Raw genomic sequence first — 14,385 nt, forward strand, 5'->3', positions numbered from 1 at the left:
TTTTATGAATCTTTATAATCGTTGAATCAGTCAATCACAATCTCCACATCAGCCGGCTGCAACCCGTCAGACATCGCCATTAAATGCACCATGCCCTTCTTTCCTTTATTCTGAACCACAACCAGACATTTTCCATAAAACGCCCGACGCTTAGTGTCCTTGAAACGCTCCATTGAAATCGGATTTCCGTTATCCACCCCGGCAATGAAAGCATCTCCTTTCACGTTGAAGTTTACCAAATTATCGGCATTCGGACATAAGTTTCCGTCCTTATCCAGAATCTCTACTGTTATGAAACTCAAGTCTTTTCCGTCTGCCGCCAATTGAGAACGGTCGGGAGTCAGACGAATCCGGGCCGGTTCGCCTGCTGTACGAAGTTCCTTCTCGCCTACAATCTTCCCGGCTTTTCGGGCTACAACCTTCACACTTCCCGGCTCAAACCTGACTCTCCACACAGTATGCAAACAGTCCGGAGTCTTTGACCTCACACCTTGCGACTTCCCGTTAACGAACAACTCCACTTCGTCCGCATTGTTATAATAACACCACATATCCACGTCCTGGCCTTCCTTCCAGTTCCAGTGCGGGAACAGATGAAGCACCTGCTTGTCCGACCATTCCGACTGATAAAGATAATAAGCGTCCTTCGGGAAGCCCGCCAAATCGACAACACCGAAATAGGAACTGCGTGCAGGCCATCCGAACGGAGTAGGCTCGCCTATATAGTCGAACCCTGTCCACAAATATTGTCCGCTGATAAAGTCATTGTCACGTATCAGCTTGATAGTTTCCTCGTGCGTATTCCCCCAAGGCACATGACAATTGTCATAAGAAGAGCACGAATAGCTGGAATCAGTAAACGGCTTGTCCCATCTTTCCGGCCAAATATACACCTTGTCGCTCGGCATCCGGTAATACCCCCGGGTAGCCAACGCCGAATTACTCTCCGTAATGATGAAAGGCTTCCCAGGAAAATTTGCAGGTACGTCCGGGACATTCACATTATGATAGTTGTAACCTATAATGTCAAGCGCCTCCGACCGGAACAGATGGTTGAACGGATTCGGTTCATTGCATCCTGCCGTAACAGGGCGTGTCGGGTCGAGCTGTTTCACTATATCAGCCAATTTCTTTGTCAGCAACGAATTCACACTCATCTCCCCGTCCTTTGCCAACATATCCTTCGAATGCCCGAAGTTCAGTATCAGGTTCGCCTCCTCCAGACTCAGAGTGTCCGCATCAGCATGACTCCACTGCTCCAACACCTCATTTCCGATGCTCCACATGAAAATAGAAGGATGGTTGCGGTCACGCAGAATGAAATCGCGCAAGTCCCGCTCATGCCATTCGTTGAAATAACGGGAATAGTCGTGAGTTGTCTTTTTTTTGCGCCACATATCAAATGCCTCATCCATCACAATGAATCCCATACGGTCGCACAAGTCGAGCAACTCCGGAGCCGGAGGATTGTGGGAGCAGCGTATGCCATTGCATCCCATCTCTTTCAGAATCTCCAGCTGGCGTTCGATGGCACGAATATTCACCGCTGCGCCCAGGCAACCCAAGTCATGATGCATGCACACTCCGTTTATTTTCATCGGCTTTCCATTGAGGGAAAAGCCTTTCTCCGCGTCAAAGCTGAAAGTACGGATGCCCACCGGAGTCTCGTAACGGTCTACGCAGCGGTCTCCGTCAAACAGTTCCGTCACCAGTGTATAAAGATAAGGTTCCTCTATTCCCCAAAGCTGCGGACTTGCCACTTTCAGCTGTTGTACGGTTATTGTGTCCGTTCCTCCGCCGACCGTGCATAATGTATCGGCTTTGGCCACACACTTGTTTTCCGCATCGAACAATGACGAACAGACGGTAATCTGCGTACTTGCATCCGTTTCATTAAAGACGATTGTCTGTACGTTCACCACTGCTTCCGACTCATTAACCACAGGAGTGGTCACATAAGTTCCCCATTCGCCGACATGCACGGAAGCCGTCTTCACGAGCCATACATTCCGATAGATGCCACAACCGGAATACCATCTGGAATTGGGCTGTTCCGAATTGTCCACACGCACGGCCAGTACGTTCTTCTCTCCCCATTTCAGATGTGGGGTGAGGTCGTAGCCGAAAGTGATATAGCCGTAAGGACGATGCCCCAACAGGACCCCATTGAGATACACATCCGAATTCATATAGACACCATCAAATACAATCCGGATTTTCTTGTCCACATCGGACTTTTCAGGGACAAAAGTCTTTCGATACCATCCGACACCTCCGGGAAGCGCACCGCCCCCCGTTCCGGACGGATTATCTTTACTGAAATCACCCTCTATGGCCCAATCATGGGGGAGATTCAACATCCTCCACTCCTCGTCCACAAAGTCTGCATCGGCAGCTTCTGGAGTGTCTCCCAATCGGAAACGCCAGCCTTCGGTAAAATCAATTCGTTCACGAGGAACATCGGGAGATGTGCCACATGCCATAAAAAACATGCAGCAGATTCCCGACACAAACAACACTAATCTATTAACCATATAAACAAATCCTATAATATTACAATTTCACAGTCTGTGCGCTTCCCGTATACTTTACTTCAATGCCTTTTGCATTAATATCAAAAGCCTGCGGCTTGTCCTCATTAACTACAACCACCGTAAACGTGCGCTCCTCCAACATGCCAGGGAACGAACCTTTGCGTTCGCCGATTGTCAAAGTACGGGTTTCATCGTCATATTCCATCGGAATCATCCCATACATTCCCTTTTCGTAGTTATAGTTCACGCCCTCATCTTCATAGAGTGTAAACTCGCCGTCCGCTCCCTGATATATATACAGCCTGATATGGTCGGCCGGCTTCTCGCCCGTATATTGAATGTCTTCGCCGAACGGCACGATAGAACCTGCACGCACATATAGCGGAACGCGCTCATAAGGTGCCTCCACCTCGGCTTTCACTCCGCCTTTCTGATATTTCCCTGTATAGAAGTCATACCAGCCTTCCGACTTCGGGAAGTACATCTCACGGCTGCGGTCTCCATAACGGTAAACAGGAGAAACCATGAAAGCAGGACCGAACATGAACTGGTCACCAATGTTGTTTACATTCGCATCAGCTGTAAAATCCATCACCAGCGGACGCATGATGGTATAGTCCTTGAACCACGTCATGCCCGCCAACGAATAAATATACGGCATCATATTGTAGCGTAACTTTGTATAATAAACAATGGAATTGTAGGCGGGATGACCTTCGGGGGCAATCTCCCACGGCTCACGATACGGATATTGACCGTGTGCACGATACAGCGGACAGAACGCTCCGAACTGGAACCAGCGCGTATTCAGTTCGCGCCATTCTTTATAGTCGGCATTTTCCGTCCTCGTTTCGTTCCATTGTTTCTGGCCCTCCACATAACGGTTTTCCACACAGAAGCCACCGATGTCCATCGTCCAATAAGGAATGCCGCTCATTGCGAAATTCAGCCCGGCGGAAATCTGTGCCTTCATGTCTTCCCAACGGGTAGCGATGTCACCACTCCAGGTGGCCGTAGAATACCGTTGCAAACCGGCAAATCCTGAACGGGTCAGCAGAAAGACACGCCTGTTGTTGTCCACACTCCGTTGCCCGTTATAGATTGCGTCCGCATTCATCAGCGCGTAGGCATTGAAGAACTCCGTAGAGGAACCTAATGCCGTAGGTCCGCACAAGTCCTTACGGTACTGCATATCCGTGCAGTCACGCACATTCGGTTCACTGGCATCCATCCACCACGCATCGATGCCCAACGGATAATAATGTTCGTACATCTGTTTCCAGAACAGCTTGCGTGCCTCGGCACTGTATGCGTCATAGAAGCCGTATGTGTACCCTTTGCCAATCCAATCCTTCAGGCTGTCCTTCACGGACTGCGGATAAATCCAGCCGTTCCTGTCAAATTCCTTGTAATGCTCGGTCGTGGTATAGAACTTCGGCCATACGGACACCATTATGTGCCCGTGCATTGCATGAATGGAATCGACCATCGCTTTCGGATTCGGGAAATGTGCCTTGTCGAACTCATGGCTTCCCCATGCGTTTTCCGGCCAGTGGCTCCAGTCGAGCACAATATTGTCTATCGGAATTTTCCGGTCACGGAAACCTTTCAACGCACCCAACATTTCATCCTGCGACTTGTAACGCTCCCGGCTCTGCCAATAGCCCATCGCCCATTTAGGCATGATGGGAGACTTGCCTGTCAAGGTACGGTAACCGCTGATTACATCATCCATATCGTCACCGGCGACAAAATAATAGTCCAGCTGAGGAGTCATTTCACTCCACCACGACTGTTTGCCCTGCTCTTTCGGGTCAACCGGACTGAACACACGCAGCCCGGAATAAGAAACCGCTCCGTCCGGATTCCATTCCACCTTCAACGGCACACGCTTTCCGGCCTCCAGATTCACGGAGAACTTATAGCTGTTCGGATTCCATGCCGTGCGCCAGCGCTCCGGAACCACCAGTTTGTTGTCGATATACACTTTGGTATAGCCTGCATAATAGAGGATGAACTTGAATTCCCCGCTCTGCGAAGGTTCAATCTCCCCTTCATAAGTGACCTTTGAGCCATACAGCGGAAAGTCTTCCGGCAAATTCACCACATGATTCAGGTCGCCTCTGACCAGATGCTCAAAATAAAGCGAGTCCTCCCGGCGGACCAATGTCCCGGCACCCGATTCCGGAGCGGGGACATAAGTACCTGTTATCGCTCCCTCTTTTCCGTCCTTGTCATACAGCTTGAACACATCCCCCAACTGAGAATAATCGTTCGGATTCCCGAAACGACAAAACGAATAACTGTCAAGCAGCACGCCATAGTTTTTGTTTGAGACAATGAACGGAACGGAAACCTTCGTATTATACTGGAACAGCTCTTCGTTCTTTCCCTTATAATTGAATTCATCGGCCTGGTGCTGGCCTAATCCGTAGAACGCCTCGTCATCCGGCGACTCGAACACCTGACGGATTGTGTAACCTTTTGTTCCTTCCACTTCTATCGGCGTGAAGGTCTTGCCTCCTCCCTCGTTTTCCCGAAGAATCATATTCTCATTTTCATCGGTGAACCAGACTTCCCCTGTCGATGCAAGAACGGAAGCACGGACTTCATCCGTGGAAACCGTCACCGTATCTCCCTTCTGGATGACCGTAAAAGGAGTTCGTTCCTTCTGCGGAACGACAATCAGACTTTGCGAATCGGCAAACCTGTTTTCAGGTGTGGCCGATACATGGATGAGCTTGTCGCCCATCACCTGCAGACGGACCAGACGTGCACCTGCATCATCTTTCTTTGTCCGCACCTTCACTATCACTCCATTATCTGTCTGTTCGTAAACGCCGGAGCATGAACCAAGCAGCAAGCCGGCCAGCAGACAATAAGAAATGCCTTTCATATTCATATACCCAACTGATGTTTAAAGTTAAACGATAAGACTTCTTTTCTCTTTTACAAAAATAGAGGTTATCAATCAGATTTATGAATTCAAATGTTTTATACAAGGTTCCTATTTAACCCACGCCCATCCCATATGTTTCTACATAGGGTACCGTTTGTTATTTCCCCTCCTTTTCCTGATAGACAGAAGGCTGTACACCGAACTCGTCCTTGAAATAACGGCTGAAATATCTCGGACTGTTGAAGCCTACTTCATACGCCACCTCCGATACATGAAGCTGACTTTCACGCAGCAATTGGGCGGCACGTTTCAGACGAATCACACGGATGAACTCAATCGGTGTCTTTCCGGTAATCTGCAGCAGCTTTTTGTAAAGATGCACCCGGCTCATCCCGAGCTCGCGGCTCAGTTCCTCAACGGACAGGTCGCTTCTCGAAATATTGTCCTCGACATACTTGACTGCCTTTTCTATCAGTTTCTCGTCCAACGAGGTAATCACAATGTCACTGGGAGTCGGATCTATCGTCGCATGGGTAACCTGACGGTAACGGCTCAATTCAATCAGCTTGCGGATACGCAAAACCAATACAATCATGTTGAAAGGCTTAGTCACATAGTCATCCGCCCCCGTTTCAAGTCCCTTCACTTTCGACTCTACCGCCTGACGCGCCGTAAGCAGAATCACCGGAATATGGGATGTCCGCTTGTCCGACTTGATCAGCCGGCACAATTCATTGCCGTCCATTACCGGCATCATCACGTCACTGATTACCAGATCCGGCTGTTTTTCCTGTATCTTCTTCCATGCCTCTTCACCGTTCGAAGCTACCTCCACCCGGTACTGCAGTTCCAGACTGTGCTGCATGAACTGACGGAAATCCTCGCTGTCATCCACCACAAGCAAAAGCGGAAAGCTGTCCCTGTCAGTCTGTTCCACCATTTGTTCCGGAACACCATCCGCTTCCGGCCGGACAACGACCGGTTTCGGAAGTTCGGCAACAACATCCACATGTCGGACTGGAAGATGCACGACAAACACCGTCCCCGTACCGATATTGTCGAATACCTCCACCGTACCGTCATGCAAGCTGACAAAATCACGAACCAGGCTCAGGCCGATGCCGCTTCCCGTGGTCTCTTCCATACCCTTATGGTCGGTCTGATAGAAACGGTCAAAGATACGCTCCTTGTCCGCATCGGGAATGCCGATGCCCGTGTCCGAGACCTTTATTTCCAGCATCTCCGGTTCACTTTCTATATGTTCCAGCATAACGGTCACACGCCCTCCGTCGGGAGTATATTTGAAAGCGTTAGAAAGCAGGTTCATCACTACCTTGCCTATCTTGTCCGCATCAAAAGCCATCGGAAAATGTTCCATGCCGGAAAAGAAAGAGAACTGTATATGTTTCTTGTCCGCCATCAGAAGGAACGAATTGCATACCTCACGTATATACGGAACGACATCGTTCTCCGACAAGGAAAGCTGGTGTCCGCTCATCTCTCCCTTGCGGAAGTCAAGCAGCTGGTTGACCAACACCAGCAGACGCTGCGCGTTCCTGTACATCAGTACCAGCATAGACCTTCGCGATTCGTCCTTCTCCTTTGCCAGCAGCTCTTCCAACGGAGCGACAATCAAGGTCAGCGGAGTGCGGAGTTCGTGACTTATATTGGTAAAGAAACGGAACTTCATCTGATTGATTTCCTCGTTCTTCGCCGCTTCCTGCTCCACCTGACGGATATGGAACTTCTCCCGCTCCCGCCTCAACAGATGCCTACGGGCAAGCAACAATGCCAGCACAAAAATCAGGACATAACATATGTACGCCCACCATGACATCCAGAAAGGAGGATGCACAAAGATTTCCAGACGGGCTACCTCCGTGCCCTCATATCCGTCACTGTTTATCGCCTTTACGTTCAACACATATTTTCCGGATGCCAGATTCGTAAATGTCAGGCGGTTCATGCCGGGCGGCAGGGAAAGCCACTCGTCATTGAACCCGTCCAGCCTGTACATATAAGTGGTCTTCTCCGGCAAATTGAAATTGTCGGAGGCAAGTTCTATCGTAAAGATATTCTGTCCGTAATCCAACTCGAATTTCCGGAGGACGTTCAGGTCTTCAGGAAGCACCACATGACCTCCGTATTCCTTGCCCGCCTCTATTTCCTTATTGAACAGATACAGTGCGGAGAACATCACTTTCGGCAACACCTTGTTATAGTGTATTCCGTCCGGATCGAACACATTCAGCCCATAAAGGCCACCGGCCACGACCATGCCGTTATCCAAAGTCTTTATCGCCCTCAGATTGAAATCGCAGTTCTGAAGACCGTCCTTGTCATTGTATATATGCGATTCGAACGTATATTCCCCCTTGCTGTCCTTTGACACTTTCAGATGAATCATCCGCCTCGTCGATGAAATCCACATGTCATGGTTATGGTCTTCCGTCACTCCCGCCATGATTTCTCCCGAATTGCCGGTGATGTCCGTGAAATCCTTCACCGAATGACGTTTCTTGTCATACATTTTCAAACCTTCGCGCATGGCAATCCATACCAGTCCGCGGCTGTCGCAATACACCTGATTGACATCCTGCCTGCCCGACGTGTTTCCATCGGGAATCGTATGCTTCTCCAACGTGCGGGGGTCGACGAGCGCAACCTCCATGGGCATACCGACCGCCAAAGTATTGTCATCCGACACACTCAAAGAAGCCACAAACCCACTTATCCCCTCGTATGTCTCCAGCGTGTTGTCCTTCAGATTCCAATATTGGAGCCCTCTGTCCAGATAGCCTATCCAGAGCCGTCCGTCCGTTTCGGCCAGCGTCCAGACGCTGTTCCCCAGCAAACCGTCCTTTCCGGAAGTATAGCCGGTCAGTCCCGACCTTTTGTCCAGACAATAAAGCCCGCCGTTGAAAGTACCTATCCACAAACGTCCGTCCCCAGATTTCAGCAAAGCCACGACAGGAACGGAAAAGTCATACCGCTTCTCCGTCTCGCCCGTCCGGATGTTCCACAGAAGAAGCCCCTCATCGTTCGTCCCTAACCACAGACGTTCCTCATCGGCCTGCTCAATGCAGGTGATGTCCCCCAACTCGTGCATGTTGAACTTGAACATACTTTCCCCGTAGCAGGAGACACCTTTCTTGTAAGTTCCCACCCACATCAGCCCGTTGCGGTCGGCATACAGACAATAAACCGTATTGTGCGACAGGCTTCGGGGAGCGCCCGCATCATTGACCACCCGGACGATTCCACCGGTACGCTTGTCGAACACGTCGATACCTCCATAGTCCTTGCCTACCCATATCCGGCCTTCCTCGTCCTGCGACACGGCATGAACGATGTCGTTCTGTCCTTTCCAATGTGCAGCCAAGTCTGTCCGCCATCTGTCCGCCACCGTATCATACACCCACAAACCCGAAGAGCTGTAAATCCAGACACAACCCTCCTTATCTACGAACAAGGAGAAAACACCTAAACTTCTACCGTCCATTATGTCATCCTTCACCCACTTCAGCGTCATTTCAGACCGGTTGACGCAAACAAACTTTCCCGAATTATACAGCAGCAGGACACATCCGGCACACTCGCCGATAGCCGTCACTCCCGCATCGGGGAGTCCACAGACATACAAGGAAAGAAATTTCGTCTCCTCCCCTTCCCTGTAACGGTAAAAACCCTCCCCCGCCACAGATATCCACGTATACCCTGAGGAATCCACATAAACGCATTCAGGCATTCCTTTGCTCCCCAACTTCCCCATAAAGCCTTTCAAGTCGGGTTCAAACGTGTCTTTCGCCTTGTCGAACCGGGCATATCCGGTGCCTGTCTTCAGCCAGAAATAGTTGTCCGGCTCCTCCATTATCCCCCAGACGTAATTGTTGGGAAGCGAACAAGAATCACCGGACAGATGCCGGTAAATCTTGAAAGTATATCCGTCGAAACGGTTCAGTCCGGAATTCGTGCCGAACCACATGAAGCCGTCCCTGTCCTTGAATATGGAATAGACCGAATTGTTCGACAATCCGTCGGCCACCTCCAGATGTCTGAACATGAAAGGTTGGGCAGATAATGAAAGAAATGCTATCAGGAGAGCAAATAAGGCTACTGTTCTGTTCATCGTGTGTTTATCTTGATTTAAGGACAAAGAAAAGAAAAAATCCGCTTTTCCGCAAATGAACGTCCCTCATTTTTCACGCTTACCCGCAGTGAGGGCGTGTCGAATTTGTTTTTTGAACACAGAGGTACGTCTACCAGATATATAATGCGAATCGGTGCATCAACTCCCGATTCGCATTATTAATTGTTCATTGTTCATCCTTCATTCCCACAGGTGCCCTGTTCTCATAAACCCATTGCAGCGTATAGGACTTATCCTCCGTAAAGATACCCCGCTTCATCGCCTCGACCACCTCCCGACCATTGTTCAGCCACTCGCCCGTGACACGGTCAAACAAGCCTGACATCTCGGTTCCGCTTCCCGAACCGCCGTTGTCCCAATAGAAAGGAGCCATCCCGTAGTCCTTTGCGGCCTTGCATACATATTCCAGATAATACAGGCGGAACGCTTCTGCACGCGCGTCGCTACGGTGCACGCAGCCCATCTCCCCGATATATACCGGAATTCCCTTGTCGATAAAGGCAGACTTCATCTTGCCGAACTGGGCACGCACATTGTCCTCGTCGCCCCAGGAAGCCTTCTTTGCGGGGTCGCCCGTATGCCCCCACTCCGAACGGGTAGCGTTCAATGCAAAATCCACCGGATCATAGAAGTGGACGGCAAGCATCAGGCGGTTGTCGGCCTTATCCTCCGGAAGCACGAAGCTCTCCACCGCAATGTCAATATTGGTCACGTAGGCCGGAACGCCGAGATAACGGTCCGCATTGTTCCCGCCCGTGGCACGCACCGCATCCACGAACGCCTGGTTCCACTCGTTCATCACGGCATATTGCCTGCCGCTGTCCTTGCGGTTGTTCCCCCATCCCCAACCGCCGTCGTGAATCTCGTTCATCGCCTCGAACGCGAGAAAATTCCCCTTGTCCCTGAACCGGACGGCAATCTGCGTCCATATTGCCTTTAACTGGGCCTTGACCGTTTCGTTCACCTTTTCGTCTGCAGCGGCCCGCTTGATGTCGAGCCAGTCCCCGTCGTGGTGGACATTGACAAGGACGTTCAGCCCGGCACGCTCCGCATAGCCCACCACTTCCGCCACACGGTCCATGTAGGCAGGTTCGACGGCATAGTCCGGAGCACCGCCGAAATGTCCTTTCCACGTAACCGGAATGCGGACGGTAGTGAAGCCGGCGGACGCCAGCCCGTCGAACAGTTCCTGCGTCACGGAATCATTGCCCCAGGCGGTTTCTTCCGCCACTCCGTCACGGAACGCATCCAGCTGGTTCCCGAGGTTCCACCCCAGTCCCAGACTTGCCGCCACTTCGTAAGGGGTTTCGCCCGATATGCAGTTACTTACTTTCTTTCCACACCCCGTGAGAACCACCACGGCAAGGGCCGCCCATGCGACCGCCGTCCATCCCATTCCTGATAAATGCCTGTTCATAATGCCTTAAAGTTTTTAGGAAAGTAAAAATACGTCTCCTATGCCAAACACGAAACTTCATTTGTTTCTTCGGAAGGTATCAAATGTTTCCGGACACACATTGAAACATTCCGACAGGTATACCCAAGCCCTGACACTCTTTTTGTCATTCTGACACAATGTCAATTCCGGGCGGCGAGAATCGTCCGCATGGAAGCAAACCCGGAGGAATCCGGAAAAACGAAAAGAGAAGAAGCCGCAAGGAAAACAGACTGAAAGCATATTCGGGTTTTTAAAGAACAAATATAACGTCAATCGATTTTTCTATTTCCTTACAGATACTGACGGGCAAAAATTAGTTTCTTTATAACACTCTACAAAGCGATTCGGGAAAGGAGATTCCGGAGAAAAAAGCGGGCGCTCCGCCATGTTCCAAAGGCTTCCGGGAAACTTTTCCCAAAGTAACGGGACGTTTTATAGGAAATGTCCCGTCACTTTCCAGCAAACGACGGGACATTTTGCTCCTCGAATCGGGTCATTTTTGCGGAAATGTTCCGTGTCCCCACCCCTTCCAGAGAGCTTCTGAACGGGGTTACGCTTTATATTTATTAAGAAACGGCTTCTATTTCAGGGAAAATTCCATCGGGTCCGGTCAGAGAAAACCGGTGTTATGTGACATTTTGTTCTCTAATCTACAAAATTGAAGTTTTGTTATATCGTCGGACGAGATGTTACCAACAGGGTATTCATTTGTATCTGTGCCTGTTCAAGCAACATCCCGCATTCCTTTCTGAAACATTCCGCCTTATATATATGGTAAGGAAAGCCCTTGCCGTTCCAGTAAAAAAACTTACCTTTGCAGAAACCGGGAGCCGGAATACCGACAGGGATGGCGTGCTCCCAATCCGCATTATTCATAAAAAGGCTATCACACCCATGAAAATCAACAAGAGACACATCATTGCATTGGCCCTGCTGTTTTCATCGCCCGCATTCTCCCTGCCCGCGGACTACGGAAGAAAAGAATCGCCCGACTTGACCTTATGGTACGACAAGCCCGCATCCCAATGGGAGGAAACTCTTCCGTTAGGCAACGGAAGATTAGGCATGATGCCCGACGGGGGAATAGAGAGGGAACATATCGTACTGAACGAAATCAGCATGTGGAGCGGTTCGGAAGCGGATTACAGAAATCCGAAAGCGTCCGAGAGCCTTCCCGCCATCAAGGAACTGCTGATGCAGGGCAAAAACAAGGAAGCCCAGGAACGGATGTTTTCTGACTTCGTGCCTGTACAGCCGGAAACCGGGAACACCTACGGCGCATTCCAGATGCTCGCAGACATGTATGTCGATTACGTTTATCCCGACACCGGCTCCGTCCGTTCCTATCGGCGGCAGCTGAACCTTGACGAAAGTGTCGCCTACACAACATTCACGAAAGGGCGTACAAACTATGTTCGCGGATATTTCGTTTCACGAGACAAGGATGTCATCGCCGTACACTTGAAAACCGACCGCCCCGCCTCCCTCCATTTCCGGCTGACACTGAGCCGTCCGGAAAGGGGAATTCTGCGGAAGCCTTGTGAAGGAAAGCTGGAGCTGACAGGAGAGCTGGACAGCGGAAATCCTCAAAGGCAAGGAGTGCGCTATGCAGCCGTGGCCGAAGTGAAACTATCCGGAGAAAAGAGCCGTCTGCGTCCACAGGAGAACGCACTTGAAGCTGTATCAGCCGATGAAGCGTGGATAATCGTCTCAGCCGCCACGTCTTTCCTTTCCGGAGAAGTCTACCAGACCAAGGCGGAACGCCTGCTTGCCGACGTAACCGGCAAGGAAGAATGCCTGAATACACTAAAACAGGAAACCGTCCAGAGCTATCGGCACTTGTTCGGACGGACAGGAGTCAGCCTGCCGGAAAATGCCGTGATATCCACACTTCCCACCGACAGAAGGCTGGAAGCATTCCAGAAGCAGGACGATCCTTCGTTCGCCGCACTTTATTACAACTACGGACGCTACCTGCTCATCAGCAGCACCCGTCCGGGAAGCCTTCCTCCCAACCTGCAAGGCCTGTGGGCGAACGAACCGGGAACACCATGGAACGGAGACTATCATGCCAATATCAACATTCAAATGAACCACTGGCCGGTAGAACCGGGAAACCTTTCCGAGCTTTACCAACCGCTTATCGACCTGACAAAACGACTGGTACCGAACGGAGAAGCAAGCGCGAAAGCATTCTATGGCGAAAATGCCAAAGGATGGGTGCTCCACATGATGACAAACGTATGGGAATACACAGCCCCCGGAGGACATCCCTCCTGGGGAGCGACCAATACCGGAGGCGCCTGGCTGTGCGCACACCTGTGGGAACATTATCTCTACACGGGCAACAAGCGATACCTGTCGGAAATCTATCCCATACTAAAGGGAGCGTCGGAATTCTTTCTCTCAACCATGATAAAGGAACCGAGGCACGGATGGCTGGTCACAGCACCGAGTTCTTCGCCCGAGAACACCTTCTATGTGGGAACAGACCGCACTCCTGTCAGCGTATGTATGGGACCGACAATGGACATCCAGCTGGTACGCGAACTGTACACCAACGTAATTGATGCCGCAGCCGTCCTGCACACCGACACAGCATATACCCGACAATTGAAAGAAGCCCTGAAACAGCTGCCTCCCCATCAAATCAGCAGAAAAGGATATCTGATGGAATGGCTGGAAGACTATGAAGAGACAGACATACATCATCGTCACGTCTCCCACCTATATGGCCTGCATCCGGGCAACCAGATTTCATTGGTCAAGACTCCGGAACTGGCGGAAGCCTGCAGACAGACTTTAAACAGACGTGGTGACGGAGGGACAGGATGGAGCCGGGCATGGAAAATCAACTTCTGGGCACGGCTGGGTGACGGAAACCGGGCTTACTCCCTGCTACGCAACCTGCTCCATCCGGCCTATACCCCAACAACCCCCTCACAGCACGGAAGCGGGATTTTCCCGAACCTGTTCTGTTCGCATCCGCCTTTCCAGATAGACGGAAACTGGGGAGGCACTTCGGGTATCAGCGAAATGCTGCTCCAAAGCCAAGACGGATTCATAAATCTGCTTCCGGCAATCCCTGATTCATGGACAGAAGGACGTTTCTACGGTTTCAAGGTACGCGGAGGAGCGACCGTTAGTCTGGAATGGAAGGACGGGAAACCTCAAAGGGTGGAAATCACCGGGGGATGGAATCCGGACATCACACTGAAAATGCCCGGGAAAGTACGCCGGGTTCTGGTGAACAGGAAAAAAGAAAAGCCGGACGATTACATGAAACTATCACTGAAAAAAGGCGAAAAGGCCGTCATCGTTTTCAAGTTCTAATCGTCAAAAATATCAGTATCTGTGTAACAGG

Annotated in this window: 5 protein-coding genes; 1 reads left to right on the forward strand and 4 read right to left on the reverse strand. The window is 50.7% G+C overall.

Annotated elements, in window-relative coordinates; translation table 11 throughout:
- Positions 1–26 precede the first annotated feature (26 nt).
- From H9625_RS08905 to H9625_RS08920, 4 genes are all read right to left on the reverse strand, one after another.
- Complete coding sequence (locus tag H9625_RS08905; protein ID WP_191763980.1) at positions 27–2,534, reverse strand: glycoside hydrolase family 2 TIM barrel-domain containing protein; 2,508 nt, start codon at positions 2,532–2,534, stop codon at positions 27–29.
- Positions 2,535–2,553: 19 nt separating this feature from the next.
- Positions 2,554–5,436 (reverse strand): glycoside hydrolase family 31 protein, encoded by a 2,883-nt coding sequence (locus tag H9625_RS08910; protein WP_191763982.1) that lies wholly within the window; start codon positions 5,434–5,436, stop codon positions 2,554–2,556.
- Between the two features lie 154 nt (positions 5,437–5,590).
- Positions 5,591–9,562 (reverse strand): hybrid sensor histidine kinase/response regulator transcription factor, encoded by a 3,972-nt coding sequence (locus H9625_RS08915; RefSeq protein WP_225226379.1) that lies wholly within the window; start codon positions 9,560–9,562, stop codon positions 5,591–5,593.
- A 187-nt stretch (positions 9,563–9,749) separates the two neighbouring features.
- Positions 9,750–11,000: a glycoside hydrolase family 5 protein gene (locus tag H9625_RS08920; protein WP_087208890.1), complete on the reverse strand. Its 1,251-nt coding sequence runs from the start codon at positions 10,998–11,000 to the stop codon at positions 9,750–9,752.
- A 915-nt stretch (positions 11,001–11,915) separates the two neighbouring features.
- Between H9625_RS08920 and H9625_RS08925 the strand changes: the two genes are divergently transcribed.
- A complete protein-coding gene (locus tag H9625_RS08925; RefSeq protein ID WP_191764000.1) occupies positions 11,916–14,354 on the forward strand; it encodes a glycoside hydrolase family 95 protein in 2,439 nt (812 codons plus the stop codon).
- Positions 14,355–14,385 lie beyond the last annotated feature (31 nt).

This window comes from Phocaeicola intestinalis (genome assembly GCF_014837065.1).
Classification (GTDB): Bacteria; Bacteroidota; Bacteroidia; order Bacteroidales; family Bacteroidaceae; genus Phocaeicola; species Phocaeicola intestinalis.